Origin of the sequence: Rhodococcus sp. D-46 (genome assembly GCF_011290655.1) — a bacterium.
In the GTDB taxonomy this organism is placed as follows: domain Bacteria; phylum Actinomycetota; class Actinomycetes; order Mycobacteriales; family Mycobacteriaceae; genus Rhodococcus_F; species Rhodococcus_F qingshengii.
Map to the genome: position 1 here is coordinate 310,610 of NZ_JAANTF010000009.1, position 21,109 is coordinate 331,718.

Annotated in this window: 21 protein-coding genes and 2 tRNA genes; 14 read left to right on the top strand and 9 right to left on the bottom strand. The window is 63.9% G+C overall.

Annotated features, from left to right (window positions below; all coding sequences use genetic code 11):
• Positions 1 to 21: 21 nt before the first annotated feature.
• Together mshC and G9U53_RS24270 are read right to left on the bottom strand one after the other, a co-directional pair.
• Positions 22 to 1,263, bottom strand: a complete 1,242-nt coding sequence (gene mshC, locus G9U53_RS24265; RefSeq protein ID WP_165639285.1) for a cysteine--1-D-myo-inosityl 2-amino-2-deoxy-alpha-D-glucopyranoside ligase — start codon at positions 1,261 to 1,263, stop codon at positions 22 to 24.
• A gap of 10 nt (positions 1,264 to 1,273) precedes the next feature.
• Entirely contained in the window at positions 1,274 to 3,364 is a 2,091-nt protein-coding gene (locus tag G9U53_RS24270) for an MMPL family transporter (protein WP_225320402.1), read from the bottom strand.
• A 127-nt stretch (positions 3,365 to 3,491) separates the two neighbouring features.
• On the opposite strand from G9U53_RS24270, the gene G9U53_RS24275 reads away from it, so the two are divergent.
• Positions 3,492 to 3,953, top strand: a complete 462-nt coding sequence (locus tag G9U53_RS24275) for a MarR family transcriptional regulator (protein ID WP_003946187.1) — start codon at positions 3,492 to 3,494, stop codon at positions 3,951 to 3,953.
• Here G9U53_RS24275 and G9U53_RS24280 read toward each other — a convergent pair.
• From G9U53_RS24280 to G9U53_RS24295, 4 genes are read right to left on the bottom strand one after another with little or no spacing between them, the layout of a single operon-like run.
• Positions 3,950 to 4,756: an SCO1664 family protein gene (locus G9U53_RS24280; protein WP_030537533.1), complete on the bottom strand. Its 807-nt coding sequence runs from the start codon at positions 4,754 to 4,756 to the stop codon at positions 3,950 to 3,952. The two genes, G9U53_RS24275 and G9U53_RS24280, sit on opposite strands and share 4 nt — an antisense overlap.
• Before the next feature lie 4 nt (positions 4,757 to 4,760).
• Positions 4,761 to 5,360 carry a DUF3090 domain-containing protein gene (locus G9U53_RS24285; RefSeq protein ID WP_003946200.1) on the bottom strand — a complete coding sequence of 200 codons (600 nt, stop codon included), beginning with the start codon at positions 5,358 to 5,360 and terminating at the stop codon, positions 4,761 to 4,763.
• A gap of 55 nt (positions 5,361 to 5,415) precedes the next feature.
• On the bottom strand, positions 5,416 to 6,111 hold the full coding sequence (locus G9U53_RS24290) for a histidine phosphatase family protein (RefSeq protein ID WP_003946173.1): 696 nt from the start codon (positions 6,109 to 6,111) through the stop codon (positions 5,416 to 5,418).
• Positions 6,112 to 6,169: 58 nt separating this feature from the next.
• Positions 6,170 to 7,015: an undecaprenyl-diphosphate phosphatase gene (locus tag G9U53_RS24295; RefSeq protein ID WP_030537531.1), complete on the bottom strand. Its 846-nt coding sequence runs from the start codon at positions 7,013 to 7,015 to the stop codon at positions 6,170 to 6,172.
• 228 nt (positions 7,016 to 7,243) lie between these two features.
• Here G9U53_RS24295 and G9U53_RS24300 point away from each other — a divergent pair, with 228 nt between their 5' ends.
• From G9U53_RS24300 to G9U53_RS24320, 5 genes are all read left to right on the top strand, one after another.
• Positions 7,244 to 8,179, top strand: coding sequence for an aldo/keto reductase (locus tag G9U53_RS24300; RefSeq protein ID WP_003946175.1), 936 nt, complete (start codon positions 7,244 to 7,246; stop codon positions 8,177 to 8,179).
• A gap of 92 nt (positions 8,180 to 8,271) precedes the next feature.
• Positions 8,272 to 8,958: a biliverdin-producing heme oxygenase gene (locus tag G9U53_RS24305; RefSeq protein ID WP_003946162.1), complete on the top strand. Its 687-nt coding sequence runs from the start codon at positions 8,272 to 8,274 to the stop codon at positions 8,956 to 8,958.
• Positions 8,955 to 9,962, top strand: a complete 1,008-nt coding sequence (locus tag G9U53_RS24310) for an ABC transporter substrate-binding protein (RefSeq protein ID WP_165639286.1) — start codon at positions 8,955 to 8,957, stop codon at positions 9,960 to 9,962. The genes G9U53_RS24305 and G9U53_RS24310 overlap by 4 nt, the downstream gene beginning before the upstream one ends.
• A 63-nt stretch (positions 9,963 to 10,025) precedes the next feature.
• Positions 10,026 to 11,123 (top strand): iron ABC transporter permease, encoded by a 1,098-nt coding sequence (locus G9U53_RS24315; RefSeq protein WP_030537529.1) that lies wholly within the window; start codon positions 10,026 to 10,028, stop codon positions 11,121 to 11,123.
• Positions 11,120 to 11,983, top strand: a complete 864-nt coding sequence (locus G9U53_RS24320) for a heme ABC transporter ATP-binding protein (RefSeq protein ID WP_007733386.1) — start codon at positions 11,120 to 11,122, stop codon at positions 11,981 to 11,983. The genes G9U53_RS24315 and G9U53_RS24320 overlap by 4 nt, the downstream gene beginning before the upstream one ends.
• On the opposite strand, the gene G9U53_RS24325 is transcribed toward G9U53_RS24320, so the two are convergent.
• Entirely contained in the window at positions 11,964 to 12,386 is a 423-nt protein-coding gene (locus G9U53_RS24325) for a hypothetical protein (protein WP_007733387.1), read from the bottom strand. The two genes, G9U53_RS24320 and G9U53_RS24325, sit on opposite strands and share 20 nt — an antisense overlap.
• Before the next feature lie 183 nt (positions 12,387 to 12,569).
• Here G9U53_RS24325 and G9U53_RS24330 point away from each other — a divergent pair, with 183 nt between their 5' ends.
• From G9U53_RS24330 to G9U53_RS24340, 3 genes are all read left to right on the top strand, one after another.
• A complete protein-coding gene (locus G9U53_RS24330; protein ID WP_064074332.1) occupies positions 12,570 to 13,595 on the top strand; it encodes a hypothetical protein in 1,026 nt (341 codons plus the stop codon).
• Positions 13,595 to 13,843, top strand: a complete 249-nt coding sequence (locus G9U53_RS24335) for a DUF5703 family protein (protein WP_003946171.1) — start codon at positions 13,595 to 13,597, stop codon at positions 13,841 to 13,843. Before G9U53_RS24330 ends, G9U53_RS24335 begins: the two co-directional genes overlap by 1 nt.
• 75 nt (positions 13,844 to 13,918) lie before the next feature.
• Positions 13,919 to 14,989, top strand: a complete 1,071-nt coding sequence (locus G9U53_RS24340) for a quinone-dependent dihydroorotate dehydrogenase (protein ID WP_054187384.1) — start codon at positions 13,919 to 13,921, stop codon at positions 14,987 to 14,989.
• Between the two features lie 58 nt (positions 14,990 to 15,047).
• On the opposite strand, the gene G9U53_RS24345 is transcribed toward G9U53_RS24340, so the two are convergent.
• Together G9U53_RS24345 and G9U53_RS24350 are read right to left on the bottom strand one after the other, a co-directional pair.
• The gene (locus tag G9U53_RS24345) at positions 15,048 to 15,584 is read right to left on the bottom strand and encodes a YbhB/YbcL family Raf kinase inhibitor-like protein (RefSeq protein ID WP_054827756.1); all 537 of its coding nucleotides are present in this window, start codon (positions 15,582 to 15,584) and stop codon (positions 15,048 to 15,050) included.
• A 65-nt stretch (positions 15,585 to 15,649) separates the two neighbouring features.
• Entirely contained in the window at positions 15,650 to 17,002 is a 1,353-nt protein-coding gene (locus tag G9U53_RS24350; RefSeq protein WP_165639287.1) for a M20/M25/M40 family metallo-hydrolase, read from the bottom strand.
• A gap of 118 nt (positions 17,003 to 17,120) precedes the next feature.
• On the opposite strand from G9U53_RS24350, the gene G9U53_RS24355 reads away from it, so the two are divergent.
• From G9U53_RS24355 to G9U53_RS24375, 5 genes are all read left to right on the top strand, one after another.
• Positions 17,121 to 17,206, top strand: a tRNA-Leu gene (locus tag G9U53_RS24355).
• Positions 17,207 to 17,368: 162 nt separating this feature from the next.
• A tRNA-Leu gene (locus G9U53_RS24360) sits at positions 17,369 to 17,454 on the top strand.
• A 108-nt stretch (positions 17,455 to 17,562) separates the two neighbouring features.
• A complete protein-coding gene (locus tag G9U53_RS24365; protein ID WP_074447104.1) occupies positions 17,563 to 19,104 on the top strand; it encodes an SDR family NAD(P)-dependent oxidoreductase in 1,542 nt (513 codons plus the stop codon).
• A 157-nt stretch (positions 19,105 to 19,261) separates the two neighbouring features.
• Positions 19,262 to 19,693 carry a universal stress protein gene (locus G9U53_RS24370; RefSeq protein WP_083057579.1) on the top strand — a complete coding sequence of 144 codons (432 nt, stop codon included), beginning with the start codon at positions 19,262 to 19,264 and terminating at the stop codon, positions 19,691 to 19,693.
• A 44-nt stretch (positions 19,694 to 19,737) separates the two neighbouring features.
• Complete coding sequence (locus G9U53_RS24375; RefSeq protein ID WP_165639288.1) at positions 19,738 to 20,988, top strand: saccharopine dehydrogenase NADP-binding domain-containing protein; 1,251 nt, start codon at positions 19,738 to 19,740, stop codon at positions 20,986 to 20,988.
• The last annotated feature ends 121 nt before the right edge of the window (positions 20,989 to 21,109 follow it).

Below are 21,109 nucleotides of genomic sequence, written 5' to 3' on the forward strand. Positions count from 1 at the left end.
ATAAAGGCGCACAGCAGGGGTTCAGCGAAGCGAAATACCCAGTAGGGCGTCGACGGCATCGGCGAACTCGCTGGGTGCCTGCGTGTCGGATCCGCCGCCCTCGATGGCGCGGCGGGCCCAACCGTCGAGCGCGTCGAGCGCCTTCGGGGTGTCGAGATCGTCAGCCAGGTGCTGACGCAAACGCGCAACAGTGTCAGTGGCAGACGGCGCAGAACCGAGAGCTGCTGCCTCGCGCCACACCTTCAGGCGCGACTGAGCATCCGCGAGGACCTGATCGGTCCACGCGCGATCCTGGCGGTAGTGGCCGGACAGCAGTCCGAGACGGATTGCCGCTGGGTCCACCCCCTCACCGCGCAGCTTGGAGACGAAGACCAGGTTTCCGCGACTCTTCGACATCTTCTCGCCGTCGAGACCGATCATGCCGGTGTGCACGTAGTGCCGCGCGAAACGGCGATCACCCGTTGCCGATTCGGCATGCGCCGCCGAGAACTCGTGGTGCGGGAAGATCAGATCGCTGCCACCGCCCTGGACGTCGAAGCCGGAGCCGATGCGGTTGAGTGCAATGGCCGCGCATTCGATGTGCCAGCCGGGGCGCCCCGGCCCGAAGGGTGAGGGCCACGAGGGCTCGCCCGGACGCTCCGCACGCCAGACAAGTGCGTCGAGAGGATTGCGCTTTCCGACGCGATCGGGATCTCCGCCGCGTTCGGCAAAGAACTTCTCCATCGTCGCGCGGTCGTAGCCCGACTCGTAGCCGAACTGCTCGGTCGCGTCGGCACGGAAGTAGACGTCGGGGAACTCCGCGTCGTCGACGATGTACGCGGCACCGGACGCCACGAACTTCTCCACCAACTCGACTACTTCGTTCACCGATTCGACGGCGCCGATGTAGTCCTTCGGCGGAAGCACACGCAGCGCTTCCATGTCCTCGCGGAAGAGTGCCGTCTCACGCATGCCGAGGACGATCCAGTCCTCGCCGTCGCGATTGGCTCGCTCGAACAGCGGGTCGTCCACGTCGGTCACGTTCTGGACGTAGTGGACATCGTGTCCGGCGTCGCGCCAGATGCGGTTCACGAGGTCGAACGTGAGGTACGTGGCCGCGTGGCCGAGGTGGGTGGCGTCGTACGGGGTGATGCCGCAGACGTACATCGTCGCCTTCTCGCCCGGGGTGACGGGGCGAACCTGACGGTCGGCTGTGTCGTACAGCCGCAACGGCGGCCCCTGACCGGGAACGGACGGGAGTGCGGTATCGGACCAAGACTGCATGCTGCCGAGCCTAGTGGAGACTGCTCTGAGGCTGGGAAGGTGCTGGCTGATCCTGCTCTGGTTCGGGCGTCGACGCGAGCTTGCTCGGCCACCAGATCTTCTGACCGATGTCGTAGGTCAAGGCCGGGACCAGCAAGGATCGGACGATCAGAGCGTCGAGCAGGACACCGAACGCCACGATGAACGCGATCTGGGCGAGGAACAACAGAGGGATCACCGCCAACGCCGAGAAGGTTGCTGCCAGAACAACTCCGGCAGATGTGATCACCCCGCCGGTCACCGTGAGTCCCCGCAGAGCGCCCGCCCTGGTGCCGATCTTCAGCGCTTCCTCACGCACCCTCGTCATGAGGAAGATGTTGTAGTCGATTCCCAGAGCCACGAGGAACACGAACGCAAAGAGCGGGACCACCGGATCCGCGCCGGGGAAACCGAAGATGTGGTCGAACACCAGCGACGAAATGCCCAGTGTCGCAGCAAACGAGAGCACAACGGTGCCCATGAGAAGCAGCGGTGCGAGAAGCGAACGCAGCAAGAGCGAGAGAATCACGAACACCACGATGATCACCACGGGAATGATGAGTGTCCGGTCCCGTGTCGAGGTGGTCTTCGTGTCGAGGTCGGTCGCAGTGACGCCACCGACCAATGCGTCGGCGCCCTCCACTGAGTGAACTGCATCACGCAGTCGCACGATGGTGTCTTCGGCCTCGAGCGAGTCGGCAGCGTCAGTCAACGTCGCCTGCAGGGAGACTCGCCCGTCGACAACCAGAGGCGCTCCCCCGTTCTGCACGACGCTTACGTCGCTGACACCCTCCACGCGACTGGCTGCCGCAACGGCATCCACTTGGTCTGCATTCGCGATGACCACGGCCGGTGAACCCGAACCCGCGTCGAAGTGCTCGCCGAGAATCTCCTGGCCTGCAACCGAATCGACATCGAGCAAGAAGATGTCGGACGACGAGACACCGCTGGCTTTGAACTGCGGCATCATCATCGCGAAGATCACCAGCACCAGCGTCGACGCCACCCAGAAGCGGCGCGGATGCCTACCGATTCGAGCAGCGAGCCCGGCCCAGAACCGGTGATCGTTCGCCTCGTCGTGGTGCTCGCGGTCGGCATCGAACTTCGGCTTGGTCGGCCAGTACGCCGTCCTCCCGAACAGAACCAGGACAGCAGGTAGGAAGGTCATCGATGCGAGGAAGGACGCGGCGATACCGATGGCGGCCACCGGACCGAGTCCGCGGTTCGAGTTCAGGTCGGAGAGCAACAGGCACAGAACGCCCGCGATGACCGTTCCTGCAGACGCTGCGACAGGTTCGAGCGTCGCGCGCCACGCAGTGCGCATTGCTGCGTACTTGTCCTTCTCGATCCGCAACTCTTCCCGGTAGCGAGAGACCAGCAGTAGCGCGTAGTCGGTGGCGGCACCGAACACGAGGATGAACAGGATGCCCTGGCTCTGACCGTTCAGTGCGATGACGTCCGCGTCCGCGAGCAGATACACGAGCAAGCTCGACAATCCGAGTGCGAAGATCGCCGAGAAGATCACCACGAACGGCAGGATCGGGCTTCGGTAGACGATGATCAGGATCACGATCACGACGGATCCGGCTACCAACAACAGCAATCCGTCGATACCGGCGAATGCTGCCGACAGATCCGCAACCTGCCCAGCGGGGCCGGTGACCTTGACCGTCAGTCCGTCAGGGCTCGACTCCAGCGCCGCGCGCAGCGCTTTCACGCTGTCCTTGACTTCGAGGGTGCTGTCGACCGGCAGGAACATCTGGAGTGCCTGGCCGTCGGCCGACGGGATCGGCGGCGATGAGGCGTCGCCGAATCCTTCGGTACCGACGAACGAATCGACGGTCTGGGACAGGAAGGTGGAGTCGGCGGGCTCGAGGCCACCCGGTCGTTCCGCCACGATGATGGCCGGCACGAAGCGCGTGTCCGTGAAGCTCTCTTGAAGCTTTGCCACCTCGGTCGCTTCGGCCGACGCGGGCAGGAACGACGTGTTGTCGTTCTGCTGCACCGTGCTGAGCTTTCCGGCGAACGGACCGCCGAATCCTCCGATTGCCAGCCAGCCGATCACGAGGAGAGCTGGCACAATCCATCGAAGGCGACGAACAGGACGATTTTGTACTGGTGTGCTCACTGGGTCTCCAGGGATCGGCAGCAGAGGACTTGCCGACTATTTTGTTCAGCATGCTGAGTAATTGCAAACGGAAGGCAGAAAAATGAGCAGCGACGGCCTGGACGACTGGCCCACCGGCCGGCTGTTGTCCACCGCTGCACGCCTGGTGGAGCACTCGTGGGAGAAGGTCTTGCGGTCTCAGGACATGACGCACGCGGGCCTGATCGTGCTCCACTCGATCGCCGGTGGGGCAGCGTCTCAACGCGACATCGCGAAGAACGCCCGAGTCACCGATCAGACGATGAGCCGCACGATCGACCGTCTCGAACGAGCGGGTTACGTCACTCGTGACACCGATCCGAGGGACGAGCGTCGGCGCGTGATCGCGATAACCGACGCCGGAAGACTGACGTACGAGCGACTACTGACGCTCGAGAAGGAAGATGCGGCGTTGACCGTCGGCGTCGGGGACGTCGCCGCGCTGCGCGAACAACTACTGCGATTGGTTCGCTCACCCGGATTGAAGACGGCAACTCGCGAACAGCAGGAAACGTCTCGCGACTAGAAGGCCGGCCAGGGAATCGTTCGATGGCCGTTCGGCTCAGGCATCACGGCCGACTCTGCGAACTGCATCGCCCGCACCGCCAAAGCCACGATCTCTTCCTCGGTGATCAGTTCGGACAACTCGTCGCCGAGATCCCCGTCGAGAGTTGTCGCGAATTCGGCGACGTCGGCAATCAAGGCACCGGGTACAGGCTGCCCGGCCCACCCCCACAACACGGTCCGCAGCTTGTTCTCCGAGTGAAGACAGATTCCGTGATCAACGCCGTACACCGAGCCGTCGACGCCTTCGAGGGCGTGACCACCTTTGCGGTCGGCGTTGTTGATGAGGACGTCCAGAACGGCCATTCGCTGCAGCCGTGGATCGTCCGCATGGATCAGGGAGACTGGTTCACCCTCCGAGTCGAAGGCCTGCAGGACCTCGAACCACCCCGGTGGAACGTTGCCGGGACTGCACAGGTCCACCATCTCGAGTCCGCCAGATCCATCCGCACGGCGATCGACGGTGTCGATCCATCGCTGCACCATGCCTGGACCGAAGGGGCCGTCCCGCAACACTGTTCGCGGAATCACTCCCCAACCCAGCGCCTCGGACACGCGGTACGACGCGACCTCACGCCCCGCCAGAGTGCCGTCCGGGAAATCCCACAGTGGGCGTTCACCCCGGACCGGCTTGTAGACCACGCGGGTGGACTTCTCCCCCAGAGTCGACTCACATACCAGCGTGGCGTTGCTCGCCGTGGTGATCTGACCGATCAGAGTCAGATCACCCTCGAGCAGCACGTCCGGCACACCAGGTTCGGACACGACGTCAGACCTCGTCGTCGTCTGCGTCGTCGATCGCAAAACCGAAGGACTCGCCGCGTCGGTACCCATTGGTGCGGATGCAGACGTGCCCCTCGGGCGCCAACGGTTCACCACACAGCGGGCACGGCGCGCGTCCCGCCGCGATGACGCGTTCGGACCGCAGCGAAAACTCGCGCGCTTGCTCCGGAGTCAGGAACACACGGACTGCGTCCGGACCGTCGTCGGCGTCGTCGAGGACAACCGATTCGTCGAACTCCGTCTCGCTGACGGCAAGCAGCTCCACGACGACCGCCCCGGCATCGGCGTCCCAACCGAGCCCCATCGTGCCGACCCGGAACTCCGCGTCGAGTGGTGTGACCAGCGGGCTGAGGTCGGAGACGTCGTCGGCTTGTGGCGGAACCTCGGTTCCGAAGCGTCGATGCACCTCTTCGAGGAGTAAGCCCATGCGATCGGCGAGAACCTGAACCTGCTGCTTCTCGAGCAGCACACTCACCACCCGTGATTCGTGCACGGCCTGGAGATAGAAAGACCTGTCACCGGGTTCGCCCACCGTTCCTGCGACAAATCGGTCAGGAGTGCGAAATACGTGAATCGCGCGCGACATTGCACCTCCTCGAGTTCGAGCAGAACATCACTGAACACCCATTATCCGTCACAGCTCACGCACCGACCTCTCCGCCGGGGACGGACTCCTGCGCGGGAGCCGAACCGTTGGTCGCGGCCTTCGCCGCACCGATCGCGGCGAGCACGTCTCCGGTGTCGTTGACGCGAAGAACGAACGGCAGTGTCGCCGTGTAGCGAATCACACTGACCGAGGCGGGCTCGGCGACGATGCGCTGGAACGAATCGAGATGCATCGCAAACGCGTCGGCGAGAACCGATTTGATGACGTCACCGTGCGTGCACGCAATCCAGACGACGTCCTTGCCGTGTTCTTCGGCCAGCCGTGCGTCGTGCTCTCGGATCGCGGCAACGGCTCGCGCCTGTACCTGGGCCAGCCCTTCACCGCCGGGAAACACTGCACCGGAAGCGTGGCGCTGCACCACTTTCCAGAGCGGTTCTTCCAAGAGTTCCTTGAGCGGGCGACCCGTCCAGTCGCCGTAATCGACCTCGATGAGGCGATCCTCGACCACCGGCGTCAGACCACGGTCGACGGCAATGGGGCCGACCGTCTGCTCACACCGCAACAGCGGCGAGCGTACGATCTCCGCGATGTCCAGACCGACCAGCCGATCGACGACGCCTTCGGCCTGTTTCCGGCCGTGGTCGTCGAGTTCCACACCCGGCGTTCGACCGGCCAGGGTATGGGCAGTGTTGGACGTCGACCGCCCGTGCCGCAGTAGGACAACTGTCATTCCACAACCCTAATGGGGCGGTGGCCGCACGGACGGGTGGTCGACGTCGAAACGGGCCCTATGTCGCGGACACGACCCCTGTGGCCAGCAACGCAAGGACGACTACGCCGAGAGCGATTCTGTATCCGACGAACCAGTACATGGAGTGATCGACAACAAATCGAAGCAGCCAGGCGATCGCTGCGTAACCGACCGCGAAGGCGATGACGGTTGCCACCAGCAACTGCGGACCGCTCGCGTTCAGACCCTCACCGGCCGGCTCGAAGGCATCCGGGAGGCTGAACAAACCGGAGGCGAGAACTGCCGGAATCGCCAACAGGAACGAGTAACGGGCTGCGGCCTCACGGGTGAGTCCGAGGAAAAGGCCGGCACTGATCGTGCCACCCGAACGTGAGACACCCGGGATGAGCGCGAGCGCCTGAGCCGAACCCATGATGATGCCGTCGCGCGCTGTGAGCGATTCGATCGGGCGCGTCTTGCGTCCGTAGTACTCGGCAGCAGCGATGACGAGCGCGAACACGATCAGCATCGTGGCAATCAGCCACAGATTGCGTGCGCCGGTACGGATCTGGTCTTTGAAGAAGAACCCGAGGATGCCGACCGGGATGGTGCCGATGATGACGTACCAGCCCATCCGGTAATCGAGATCGCCCCGGTGCTCGGCATTGAACACACCTCGGAACCAGGCAGTGATGATCCTCACGATGTCGCGTGCGAAGTAGATCAGGACCGCCAACTCGGTGCCGAGCTGCGTCACCGCGGTGAACGACGCGCCGGCGTCACTGCCGAAGAATATCTCCGACACGATTCGCAAATGTCCGGAAGACGAGATGGGCAGGAACTCGGTCAAGCCCTGCACGAGGCCCAGGATCACGGCCTGGAGCCAGGTCATCGCTTCGCCCATCACTCACCGATCCCGGCTGATTCGAATGGGGTTACTGCACACAGGTTTCGTGTGTCGGGTTCACGTTTCACCGGCGCCACGCTACCGGGGCCCACGGCGCCGCGCCGCGCCCGGCACGTCCGTGTCCGAATACCCCGACTCGAGGCGAGCGCCTACTAGTCTGCACGTGGTGAGATCTCTCGGGTGCCGCACTTGCGCACACGAGTCGGGCGCGAGATGCAGGCGGTTATGAAGCACAGATCTGTCGGAACGAGCGGACTTCGGGTCTCGCGACTTGGGCTCGGCACACTGACATGGGGACGCGACACGGACGGCGACGAGGCTGCTGCGCAGCTACTCGCGTTCGCCGAGGCCGGCGGAACCCTGGTCGACACCTCGCCCGCCTACGGCGCCGGTGCGGCGCAACGAATCCTCGCCGAGTTGCTCGACGACGTCGTTCCACGTGACGAACTCATCATCAGCTCGAGCGCCGGCATCGACCCCACACCGATCGGCACCGACCGCGTCGACTGCTCGCGGCGCGGATTGCTCCGCCAGCTCGACGCGACTCTTCGTGAACTCGGAACCGACTTCCTCGACATGTGGCAGGTCGCAACCTGGGATCCGCTCACGCCCGTCGACGAGGTTGCAGCAACCCTCGACTACGCCGTCTCGAGCGGTAAGGTGCGGTACGTCGGAGTGCGCGGCTACCTCGGCTGGCAGCTCGCGACGGCCGTAGGAGCCGGTGGCGCAACAACACTCGCCGCGACGCAGGCCGAGTACTCGTTGCTCGCACGCGGCGTCGAGGAAGAATTGTTCGCAGCGGCGGCCCATCACGGCGTCGGAGTGTTCGCCGCAGTACCCCTCGCTGGCGGTGTGCTGACCGGCAAGTACCGCGACGGCATTCCCGTCGATTCCCGCGGCGCCGACGAAGCACATTCGCAGGATGTGCAGAGCTATCTGACCGATTCCTCGATCCGGGTGGTCGACGCAGTCGTTACCGCTGCCGACGGTCTGGGTACTTCCCCACTGGCGGTGGCACTGGCCTGGGCGCGCGATCGCGCCGGGGTGGCCAGCGCCGTCGTCGGCACGCGTGATCTCGCCCAGTTGACAGGAGTACTGGCAACCGAAGAATTGGAACTTCCGAAAGCGATTGCCGCGGCTCTCGACGATGTGAGCGCTTGATCTGTCCCGCTGATCGAAATACCGGAGGTATCGTGTTGGCGAGGGCAGGCTAACCTAGTAGGCAACGCTTGACTACAGCCTCAGGAGAATCAATGACCACGCTCGACGTAGACAGCCTTTCCGCAGACGCAGGCCCAGCGTTCTCCGAACGAATCAAGACCGAGACGGACGCAGCACACCGCGAGACGGAGCAGTCGCGATTCGTAGGCGCACTACTCGGCGGTGAGCTGACCACGGCTGGCTACGCCGCACTTCTGGGACAGACGTACCTCGTCTACACGAGCCTCGAAGAGGCCGGCCGCACACACGCCGACAACGAGTTGGTCGCCCCGTTCCTGTCCGAGGATCTGTTGCGCGTGGCTTCACTCGAAGCCGATCTCGAGTTCCTCGGCGGACCGAACTGGCGCGACGAACTCGTGGCCCTGCCGGCAACCGAGCGTTACATCGCCCGCCTGAAGGAGGTGGCGTTCGATTGGCCTGCCGGCTTCGTCGCACATCACTACCTTCGGTACATGGGCGATCTCTCGGGCGGACAGATCATCCGCCGGATGCTCGAACGCGCCTACGGATTCGAGACCGACGGACTTCGCTTCTACATCTTCGAAGGCATCCCCAAGCCGAAGCCTTTCAAGGACGACTACCGCTCGAATCTGGATGCACTGCAGATTCCCGCCGAGGAACAGCAGCGTTTCATCGACGAGGTGAATCTGGCATACCGCCTCAACGGCGACCTGTTCGCCGACCTCGAAGGCGACATCGAGAGCTACCTCGTCAAATGATGAAGTGCTTGGCCGCGGCGGCTCTGGTCGCAGCAGCCGGTTTCGGTCTGGTGGCTTGCGGTCCCAGCGACAATTCCACGACATCTCAGGGTGCCAGGACCGCGGTACTCGAAGATTCCAGCCCGGTTCCCGTGTCCGACAACCCGACCGCGACACTGCCCGTGACGGTGAAGAGCTTCGACGGCGTCGACGTGACCATCACCGACAACAGCCGGATCGTTGCGGCCGACCGCTACGGGACGCTCGCGACGACGACGGTGGCGCTCGGCCTCGGTGACAATCTCGTCGGCCGCGACACCGCAGCCAAGTTCCCCGCAGTCGCGGACGTGCCGGTTGTCACGGTCGGCGGCCAATCGCTCAACACCGAGGCAATTCTCGACCTCAATCCCACCGTAGTTCTCACCGACACGAGTATCGGGCCCAAGAGCGTCCAGGATCAGTTGCGCGCCGCCGGTGTTCCCGTCGTCTTCTTCGATCCGACCCGAACACTCGAGGGTGTGCCAGGACAACTCCAGGCCGTCGCCGACGCGCTCGGCGTCCCAGCCCAGGGCGCGGCGCTGGTCGATCGGACCGAATCGGAAATCGCTGGAGCTCGTGACCTGGTCCCCACCGAGGGCGATCCACTGAAAATCGCGTTCCTCTACATGCGCGGATCGGCCATCACCATGATCGGCGGTGAAGGGTCCGGAGCAGATTCCTTGATCGAGGCACTCGGCGCCACCGATGCAGGAACCGCCTCGGGCATCACACAACAGTTCGTGCCCATCACCAGCGAAGCGCTCATCGCCGCAGCGCCTGACGCCCTGCTGATGATGACGGACGGATTGGCATCGATCGGCGGAATCGACGGCCTCGAAAAGGTCCCTGGCATCGCTCAGACGCCGGCTGGAAAGAACAAACGAGTAGTCGACATGGCGGACGGTGTACTGCTCAGCTTCGGGCCGAACACCGGACGCGTCATGGCGGCACTCGCCGAAGCGATCTACGAGCCCGGTGGATCGTGAGCAAAGATTCGTGAGTGCTGATTCGTGAGTACAGAGACAGGTAGTTCCGAAGCAGGTAAGACTGTGTCCGCAGCCGAGGATTCACACGACGTCGGGGGCGCCGACAAGTCGGCGTCTGGCCCCGCGTCGCGGTCGCGGGTGAGTGCGGTTCTGGTCAGCTTGACTCTCGCCCTGGTGATCGTCGCGGTACTGTCGGCGTGCATCGGCCAAGTTCCGACGTCGCCTCTCGAGGTTTTGGGCAGCATCCTGCATCGCATCGGGCTCGACCTCGGTCCGATGCCCGCCCATCCCAGCGGTGAAGTGACTTTGTGGGAGGTTCGTTTCCCCCGCGTCGTGCTCGCCATCTGTGTCGGCGCGGCGCTGGGATGTTCCGGTGCGCTCCTGCAGGGTGTGTTCTCCAATCCGCTCGCAGAACCCGGAGTGATCGGAGTGTCTGCGGGCGCGGCAGTTGGCGCGAGTGCTGTCATCGTCGTCGGGGGAACGTTCGTGGCCGGCTGGGCCGTTGCTGCGGCTGCGTTCGTCGCCGGGCTGGTCACCACCGCGGCGGTCTACCTGCTGGCTCGGCACGAAGGCCGAACCGAAGTAGTGACGTTGGTGCTGACGGGCGTCGCGATCAACGCGTTCGCCGGCGGGCTCATCGCGTTCTTCACCTTCGTCGCCAGCCCGTCCGCTCGCGATCAGATCGTGTTCTGGCAACTCGGCTCACTCAACGGCGCTTCCTGGAACGCAGTCCTGATCGTGGCGCCGATGACCGTCGTCGGGATCGCCGCGACCATGATGATCGCCCCACGTCTGGACCTGCTGGCGCTCGGTGAACACGCGGCCCGTCATCTGGGCGTCAACGTCGAACGGCTTCGCCAGTTCGCGGTACTGATCGTCGCTCTCCTGGTCTCGGCGAGTGTTGCCTTCACCGGCATCATCCTCTTCGTCGGTCTGGTCGTTCCGCACCTGATGCGCATTCTCGTCGGACCTGGCCACCGCGCGCTGATTCCGGCGAGCGCCCTCGCCGGCGCACTGGTTCTGCTTGTCGCAGATCTGGGCTCGCGGTCGCTGATCGACAACGCAGACCTGCCCCTCGGAATGCTGACCGCTCTGGTGGGCGGCCCCTTCTTCTTCTGGCTTCTCCGACGCACGCGCGCGCAACAGGGCGGGTGGGCATGAGCAGCCTCGTAAGAAACTGGCGCGAACTGTTCGGCCGCGTCACCCCCGAACCGAAGAGCCCAGCCGTCGGTGATGTCACCCTCGAGGCGCGCGACATCACAGTCGAACGCGGTGGTCGGCAGATTCTGGAAGGCGTGTCCATCGAAGTCCGGGCAGGCGAGCTAGTCGTTCTCGTCGGACCGAACGGCGCCGGTAAGTCGACTCTTCTTGCGGCGTTGGCCGGTGATCAGCCCGTCATCGCTGGGCGGGTGGACGTTGACGGCACCGACCTCACTCAGTGGTCGCCGATCGACATGGCGCGCCGACGCGCGGTGCTCCCCCAGAAACACACCATCGGATTTTCGTTCAGCGCTCGCCAGGTGGTTCGTATGGGACGTGCGCCATGGACCGGAACTCGCCGAGAAGACCGCGACGGCGCTGCTATCACCGCGGCGATGAAGACCTGCGATGTCGAGGGGTTCGCCAATCGGCCGTTCGCCGTGCTGTCCGGCGGCGAGCAAGCGCGGGTCGCGCTGGCCCGGGTACTGGCACAGGAAACGTCGACCATCCTGCTGGACGAGCCGACTGCAGCTCTCGACCTCGGACACCAGGAAGCGGTGATGTCCGTGGCGCGCGCTCGCGCTGCGGACGGCGATGCCGTCGTCGTCGTTTTGCACGACCTCGCGTTGGCAGCGGCGTACGCGGATCGGATCGTCGTGCTCGAAAACGGCCGCATCGCCGCTGACGGTCCCCCGGAATCGGTGTTGCACGAAGAGCTTCTGACCCGCGTCTACGGTTATCCGGTCGAGGTGTTCCCGCATCCGACAACCGGAGCAACCCTGGTCATCCCGCGCCGAGAATTCACCGAACAGAATCGATGATCGATCCCAGCCTGTTCAGGACGGCTCTCACCGTCGGCAGGCTGCGGCCGTCGCCCTCGCGAACTCCGTCACCGGGACCGGGCTGTGACCAATCAGCCTCGGTGGACAGAACTGCGTCGCGGACCACACCGGCGATGCTTCGCTCGTCGGTCAGATCGATGTCGGTCACCGATCGCTCCGCGGTGGCGACAACGTCTGCAGGGGTCGGCACACTGTGCTCGCAGTATTCGCCGTATACCTCGACGAACAGCATGCTCTTTCGTACGCGGAACGCGAAAGTTCGACCGTCGGACCTGCCGAAACCGTGTGCGTGAGCGCCGACGGTGAGGTCCTCGATCTCGAAGCCCGGCCGCGCCGGTTCGGGCGACTGCGCGCCGGAATCGGTGGGTTCTGTGGGAATCACAATGATCTCCTCGGTGATTGCAGCGTCAACCGCAATCGCTGTTCGTACGGTATCGCGTCAGGGGTGTGAGCGGAATGGTCGGTAGTTCCTCGACGCGATGAACGGCGCCCGACTGCGATCAGGGATGATCGATGACAGTCGCACTGCGTGAAGAACAGATGACAAGAAAAAGAGGAACTACACATGGCTCGCCTAGGGATCCGCACCACTGCAGCAGCAATGGGGGCGGCGGTTCTGCTGGTCACAGGATGTTCTTCCGGAGATGGCGGAGACGACCTCATCACGATCGATCCCGCAACGGCAGCGGTCTCACCGGCCACCACCAGTACCCCGGACGGCGTGGTTCACCCGTATTCAGGTCTGATCGATTCCATCACATTCGACCCGATCACGCGCAGCGCTGTAGTGGTTGCCAACGACCCCCGTTCGGTGCTGGTCGTTCCTTCGGACGGTTTGGCCGGCGCCGACCCCGCCTCTGCAGGTCGTCCAACAGCCCTGGATTCCGACGTACGCGACGTTTCGATCGGCTCTGACGGTAGCGCTCTTCTGTCGATGGATCGCCAGGTCGTGAAGCTGAATCTGACTTCGGGCGAACAGACGTCCATCCCGGTAGACGGGCAGGCGAATTCAGCGGTCGAACTCAACGACGGCCGCATCGCGATCGGCACGGACAATGGTTCAGTTCACATCGTCGACCCGAAGACCGATCAGTCACAGACGGTTTCGGGATTCGCATCCGTCGACGAACTCGCGGTCACCGGCGACAACCTGAGCGCCCTCGATCACCGTCAGACCTCGCTGACGGCGATCAACCTCGAAGACGGCAAACTCGGCGTCGCTCTCCGCGCCGGTGAGGGCGCAACTCATCTGGCCACCGATCGCTTCGGACGCATTCTGGTCACCGACACCACCGGCAACGAACTGCTCGTCTTCACTGCCGATCCGCTCCTGATGCACCAGCGCTACCCCGTCGGCGAGTCGCCGTACGCCGTTGCCTACGACGAGGCCGCGGATCGGGTGTGGGTCACGCTGACCGCGACCAACGAAGTGGTCGGCTTCGATCTGTCGTCCGGCATCCCCGTGGAGACCGGACGGTTCAAGACGGTGCGACAGCCGAATTCGTTGGCCGTAGACTCTTCCAACGGCAATCTGATCGTCGGATCGGCAACCGGTGACGGGCTGCAGGTCATCCCGTCACGGGAGAACTGATGGAAAAGCGTACGCGCGGGATCCCCGCGCAGTGGGAGACGTCGGACGACAAGTTCGACTATGTGCCCCTTCGACTACCGCCGAACGTTTCGCGGGTCACGGCGTCGATGCGTCTGGCGATCTCCGCCGAGTTCGGCGGATGGGAACTCTCCCGAGTCCGTCTCTACCCCGACGGCAGTCGTCGCGTGCTCCTCAAGCGAAAGAAGACGCCGCTGCACGTGACCGATCCGGACGGCATTCAGCACTGATCGTCCAACAGACGACCAGGGCCCGCCGCTGTCGAAACCGCTGACAAAATCACACCATCGAAGAGCTGGAGAATCGTGTACCAACTGCTGCTGAGCCTGATGTTCCGGGTCCCACCGGAACGCATCCACCACATTGCCTTCACCGCGATGAAACTGGTGACACGGTTCGCTCCCCTTCGCTGGCTGGTCGCAAAAGTCCTTGTCGTCGACGACCCGGTTCTGCGGAGTCAGGCATTCGGTCTGACGTTCCCGGCACCTCTCGGCCTCGCCGCAGGATTCGACAAGGACGCCACCGGCGTCGACGCCTGGGGCCCGTTGGGATTCGGTTTCGCCGAGGTCGGAACAGTGACGGCCCAGGCTCAGCCCGGTAACCCCGCGCCGCGTCTCTTCCGTCTTCCGGCCGACCGCGCTTTGATCAACCGGATGGGCTTCAACAACCACGGCGCTGGTCACGCGGCGAATTTCCTGCGACAGCGCCGCGTCACGGTCCCGATCGGTGCCAACATCGGCAAGACCAAGATCGTCGAAGCCGCCGACGCCGCGGCCGACTACACCGCCAGCGCGCAGCTTCTGGGTCCGCTGGCCGACTTCATGGTCGTGAATGTCAGCTCGCCGAACACGCCCGGACTCCGTGATCTGCAGGCCGTCGAATCACTGCGCCCGATCCTGCAGGCCGTGCTCGACACCGTCAGCGTGCCGGTACTGGTGAAGATCGCGCCCGACCTCTCGGACGAGGACGTCGACGCGGTCGCCGATCTGGCAATCGAACTCGGGCTTGCCGGAATCGTCGCGACCAACACCACGATCCGTCGCGACGGTTTGAAGACCCCGGACGCCGAGGTAGCTGCACTCGGCGCAGGCGGGCTGTCCGGTGCACCGGTCGCCGAGCGCTCACTCGAAGTACTTCGGCGCCTGTACGTCCGAGTGGGCGACAAGATGACCATCATCTCGGTCGGCGGTATCGAGACGGCCGATCAGGCGTGGGAACGGATCCTCGCCGGCGCGACACTGGTGCAGGGATACACCGGCTTCATCTACGGCGGACCGTTCTGGGCTCGCAGCATCCACAAGGGGATAGCCAAGCGCGTGCGCGCAGCCGGCTTCTCGTCAATTGCCCAGGCTGTGGGAGCTGAGAACCCTCGCTAGAGAGTGCTGTGCGCCTTTATTAACCGCCCGCGGTTAATAAAGGCGCACAGCAAAGTGACTATTCGACCTCGAACGTCCCGGTCAGGGTTGCACGCGCAATCGCGTGATGGAACACGTTGAAACCGAGGAACGCCGGCGACGAATCAGGGGTGACTCCGTCGAGCGCCTCCACGTCGAGGGCATGCACCGCGACGATGTAGCGATGCGGACCGTGCCCGGGAGGCGGGCCTGCACCGATGAAACCGAACCCACCACCGTCGTGGCGGAGGGTGACGGTTCCGGCGGGCAGGACATCGCTGTCCGCCGCGCCGGCACCGGCCGGGAGCTCGGTGACGGAAGCGGGGATGTTCGCCACGGCCCAGTGCCAGAACCCCGACGCAGTCGGTGCGTCCGGATCGAACACCGTCACCACGAAGCTCTTCGTCTCGGCCGGAAAGCCGGACCACGAGAGCTGCGGTGAGATGTCTTCGCCACCGGGGACACCGAAGGCTCCACTGGCCTGAGCAAGCTTCAGCGGCTGGCCCGCAGTGATGTCGTCACTGGTCAGCTCGAAACTCGGCAACTTCGGCAATGGTTCGTACGGATCGTGCGCCATGCGAATCCTTTCTGTGACAAGAGAGCTCGATGTGCGTCGAGCTCACGGATCTATCTACGTGCTCGTCAGGAATTGAGCAGGAAATGTTCCAGAACACGTGTCCCGAACAGTAGTGCGTCCACCGGAACTCGCTCGTCGACGCCGTGGAACAGCGCGCTGAAATCCAGCTCGGGCGGCAACTGCAACGGCGCGAAGCCGAAGCAGCGAATGCCCAGTTTCGCGAATGCCTTCGCGTCGGTTCCGCCGGAGAGCATGTACGGAACTGTGCGAGCCTCCGGATCGTGGGCGAGGATCGCCTCGTTCATGGCGTCTACGAGGTGGCCGTCGAACGTTGTTTCGTACGAATCCAGCTTGGTGATCCACTCGCGGGTCACGTCGGGACCGATCAGTTGGTCCACCGTGCGCTCGAATTCGGCCTGCCGTCCCGGCAGCACGCGGCAGTCGAAGACCGCCTCGGCAGTCTGCGGAATGACGTTCGCCTTGTATCCGGCCTTGAGCATCGTCGGGTTCGCCGTGTCACGGAACGTCGCCCCGATGATGTTGGCGATCGTCCCCAACTTCGCGAGAGTCCCGTCGATGTCGGGTGATCCCGGATCGAAGTCCAATCCGGTCTCCTCGCCGACGGCGGTCAGGAACTCCGCGACCGAATCCGAGATCACGGTCGGGAACTGGTGGGCAGCAAGCCTCGAGACCGCGCCGGCGAGTGTCGCGACCGCGTTGTCGTCGTGGAGGAAGGAGCCGTGTCCGGCGCGTCCCTTGGCAGTCAGACGCATCCAACCGAGGCCCTTTTCCGCAGTCTCCACGAGGTAGAGCCGGCGGTCGGTTCCGTCAGGCCGCGGAACCGTCAGCGAGAAACCGCCGACCTCACCCACGGCCTCGGTCACTCCCTCGAACAGATCCGGGCGGTGCTCGACCAGCCACTGGCATCCGTACTTTCCGCCCGCTTCCTCGTCCGCCACGAAGGCGAACACCAGATCACGCGGCGGTACGACGCCTTCCGCTTTGAACTGTCTGGCCAGGGCCAGGATCATCCCGACCATGTCCTTCATGTCCACGGCGCCGCGCCCCCAGACGTAACCGTCCTGGACGGTGCCGGCAAAGGGATGGACGCTCCAGTCGGCGGGCTCGGCCGGAACTACGTCGAGGTGACCGTGAAGCATCAACGCACCACGACCCGACTCGGCTCCCTTCAAGCGAGCAAAGACATTCCCACGGCCGGGTGCTCCGGACTCGACGTATTCCGTCTCGTAACCGACTTCTTGAAGCTGCGCGGCAACCCACTCCGCGCACGCACGCTCGCCTTTGGTGGTTTCGAGTTCTCCCGTGTTCGAGGTGTCGAAGCGGATGAGGGAACTGACCAGTTCGACTACTTCTGCTTCGGCTCTGCTCGGATTCGGATTATTCGGGGTTGTGGTCATTCCACTTTCCTACCATCGAATCAAACGACGCGGGCGACCGGAATGCCCCGCAACCTGGCGATTTGGGGCAGCTCACCTAATCGGATACTCTTTCCCAGCACCGAGAAATCGGGGCCGAGTCCGAGTGGCGGAATGGCAGACGCGCTAGCTTGAGGTGCTAGTGTCCTATTAACGGACGTGGGGGTTCAAGTCCCCCCTCGGACACTCGAATACAGCAAAAAGACCCCAGCCTGATCAGGTTGGGGTCTTTTTGCTGTGCGCCTTTATTAACCCCCGGCGGTTAATAAAGGCGCACAGCAGTGGGGCGATTTGGGACCTGGGGATGGCATCGGATACTCTTTCCCAGCACCGAGAAATCGGGGCCGAGTCCGAGTGGCGGAATGGCAGACGCGCTAGCTTGAGGTGCTAGTGTCCTATTAACGGACGTGGGGGTTCAAGTCCCCCCTCGGACACTCTGTGTTGAGACAGACAGGAAAAGCTCCGGTTCATCGAACCGGAGCTTTTCTCGTAATTGGCGAAGTTCCCGCACCAGGGAACAGTCCGCGCGAGCGGCGATCGAGATGGAACAGAAGTTCGAAGTGGATACAGACACCAAGAAGTCGGATGCACTGCAGGCAGATTCGCTGGAAACAGCCGATTCAGAATCTGCTCGAGCCGAACTCACCGGACTCGACCCCGCAGAACTCGAAATCTGCCTGAAGGTCCTTTCCGAAGCCGCCGAACTCGACGACGAGCATCCCGATTCGATCACCATGCAGCGCGCTGTCGGCCATCTGTTCAAGCGACTCAAGAAGAAGCGTCGCCTCGCCTCGCGCGCAGCCGTCAACGAAGCCGACCGCCAAGTGGTCGCTGCGACTGCCACCGGTTCACCCGATCGCATCGACGACGAGACCGCAGGCATTCCGATCAAGTCGAACACCGCGGGCGCTTCCGCCGGCACGCTCATCAAGGCGCGGCCGTGCTACATCTGCAAGCAGCGCTACACCGCAGTCGACGCCTTCTACCACCAACTGTGCCCCGATTGCGCTGCCACCAGCCGCAGCAAACGTGATGCCAGCACTGATCTCACCGGCCGACGCGCACTTCTGACCGGCGGCCGCGCGAAGATCGGCATGTACATCGCGTTGCGCCTGCTGCGTGACGGCGCACATCTGACCATCACGACGCGATTCCCCAACGACGCGATCCGCCGATTCAAAGCGATGGAAGACAGCAACGACTGGATTCACCGTCTGCGCATCGTCGGCATCGACCTCCGCGACCCCGCCCAGGTTGTTGCACTCGCGGATTCCGTTGCCGCACAGGGTCCACTCGACATCCTCATCAACAACGCCGCGCAAACCGTCCGACGCTCCCCCGGTGCCTACGGCGCTCTGGTCGACGCCGAGTCCGGTGCGCTTCCCGCCGGTGAACTGCCTGATGTCCTGACTTTCGGCAAGACGAGCGACGCCCACCCCGCGGCTCTGGCCGGATCGCTGTCGGACGTCGCAAGCATCACCTCCGGAAATCTGTCCGCCGACGCGGTCAGTTCACTCGCCCTCGTCGCCAAGTCGGCGTCACCCGATCGCATCGAGCAGGGCATCGCCATCGACGCGGGCGGGCTGCTGCCCGACCTCGCGCACACCAACAGCTGGGTTCAGACCGTCGAAGAGGTCGATCCGATCGAGCTTCTCGAAGTCCAGCTCTGCAACTCGGTCGCGCCCTTCATCCTCGTTTCGCGCTTGCGCCCGTCGATGGCTGCGGCCGCTGCGCGACGCAAGTACGTCGTGAACGTTTCCGCCATGGAAGGCCAGTTCAGCCGCGCGTACAAGGGCCCTGGCCACCCGCACACCAACATGGCCAAGGCAGCACTGAACATGCTGACCCGCACCAGCTCCAAGGAAATGCTCGACGACGGCATCCTCATGACCGCCGTCGACACCGGCTGGATCACCGACGAACGCCCACACTTCACCAAGATGCGGTTGGCCGACGAAGGTTTTCACGCACCACTCGACCTCGTCGACGGTGCCGCCCGCGTCTACGACCCCATCGTTCAGGGTGAACTGGGCGTCGACCTGCACGGCTGCTTCCTCAAGGACTACAAACCCTCGCCGTGGTGATGGGCGGCACCGCCGCGGTGGTGACAGGCAGCACCTAGCCGCCCCGATGTGGCGATCTCGTCACCCCCAAACCCCCGTGTCGAGTAGCTCATTTCAGGTAGAGCACAGCATTGCAGGCGATAATGGAGCCGACACTGCTCACCGACTCGGAGGAACCATGACGATCGCCGTCGTACACAAGGACAGCCCGGAAGGCCGTGCCGCAATCGTGGCCGCTGCACGGGAATCCGTGGGTCGAAGCGAGGAACTGCTGGTTCTGCACGTCCTGGACGACGTCAACATCGGAGGCACGGTCAACCTCGGAGACACCGAGGACGATCGGGCCGCTCTTCGCGGCGAGATCCAGTCAGCGCTCGACGCCGGTGGATTCTCGGAGACGAAGTGGGATCTGCGCACCACCGAGCACGACGGCGATCCGGTTACCGCGCTCGTCAACCTGGTGCACGGCGCGGGTGTCGATCTCCTGATCGTCGGAACACGCCGGATGTCCCCCATCGGCAAGTTCCTCCTCGAACGCCCGCTGCAACGCCTGTTGCTCGAAGTCGAGGCTCCGATCCTCGTCGTCAAGGAACCCCTCCCCGCCGAGTGACCTCGGTCACATCACTTTCGACTACTCGTTTGTAGGCTGGCTCCATGACTGGAACCTCGCCCGCCCGAGAACTCGACATCATCGTCTACGGAGCGAGCGGCTTCGTCGGTAAGCTACTCGCCGACTACCTCGTCAAACATGCTCCCGAAGGCACGAAGATCGGCCTCGGTGGCCGCTCCCTCGAAAAGTTGGCAGCCACTCGCGCCGATCTGGGCACTGCCGCTGCCGATCTCCCCCTGATCATCGCCGACGCCGACGACGCCACCGCACTGAAGGCACTCGCCCAGCGAACCCGGGTCGTCGCCACCACGGTCGGCCCGTATGCCAAGTACGGCCACGCCCTTGTTCACGAATGCGCCTCCGCCGGAACTCATTACGTCGACCTGACCGGTGAGGTGCTGTTCCACCGCGAGAGCATCGACGACAACCATGAGCTGGCGGTCTCGACCGGTGCCAAGATCGTCCATTCCTGCGGATTCGATTCCATCCCTTCCGATCTCGGAGTTCACGTCCTGCACGAGAAGGTCGCCGCCGACGGCGCCGGCGAGCTCACCGACACCACCCTGGTGGTCACGGCCCTGCGCGGCGGCGTGAGCGGTGGCACCATCGATTCGCTTCGCAACCAAATCGACGTGTCGAAAGACGATGCGCGCCTGCGGAAACTTGCTGCCTCGCCGTACTCGCTGAGCCCCGATCGTGACCGGGAGCCCGAACTCGGACGCCAGAGCGACGTGAGCGTGGTCGACGGCAAGAAGATCGATCCGTCGTTGAAGGGGTGGAAAGCGCCGTTCGTGATGGCGTCGTACAACACACGAGTCGTCCGTCGCAGCAATGCGCTCCGAGAGTGGGCGTACGGCAAGAAGTTCAAGTACAGCGAGGTGATGAGCGTCGGCTCATCGGTGGTGTCACCGGTGATTGCGGGCGGCGTGGCGGTCGGCCTCGGCGCGCTGGTCGCCGGACTCGCTCTACCTCCGACACGTTTCCTTCTCGACAAGGTATTGCCGGCTCCCGGTGAAGGTCCGAGCGAGAGCACCCAGAAGAAGGGCCACTTCACGCTCGACGTGTTCAACACGACCACGACCGGCGCCCGATACACATCACGAGTGAAGGCGAAGGGCGACCCGGGATACAGCGCGACGGCGGTAATGCTCGGCGAATCTGCGTTGTCGTTGGCGAAGGACCAAAAGGCTCTTCCCCCGGCCACCGGCGTTTTGACTCCAGCGACAGCGCTCGGCGACGTCCTGGTCGAGCGTCTACGCGCGGCTGGTTTCGAGATTTCCGCGCGCAAACTCTAGACAGAACGAATTTCACTTGATCGTTTCAGCTCTTCGCGCCCGATTATCGCAGCTCAGGGCGCGGACAGCGGTGGGAATACTCCCAGGTAACATTGATGTTGGTTCATGGCATCCATATGTG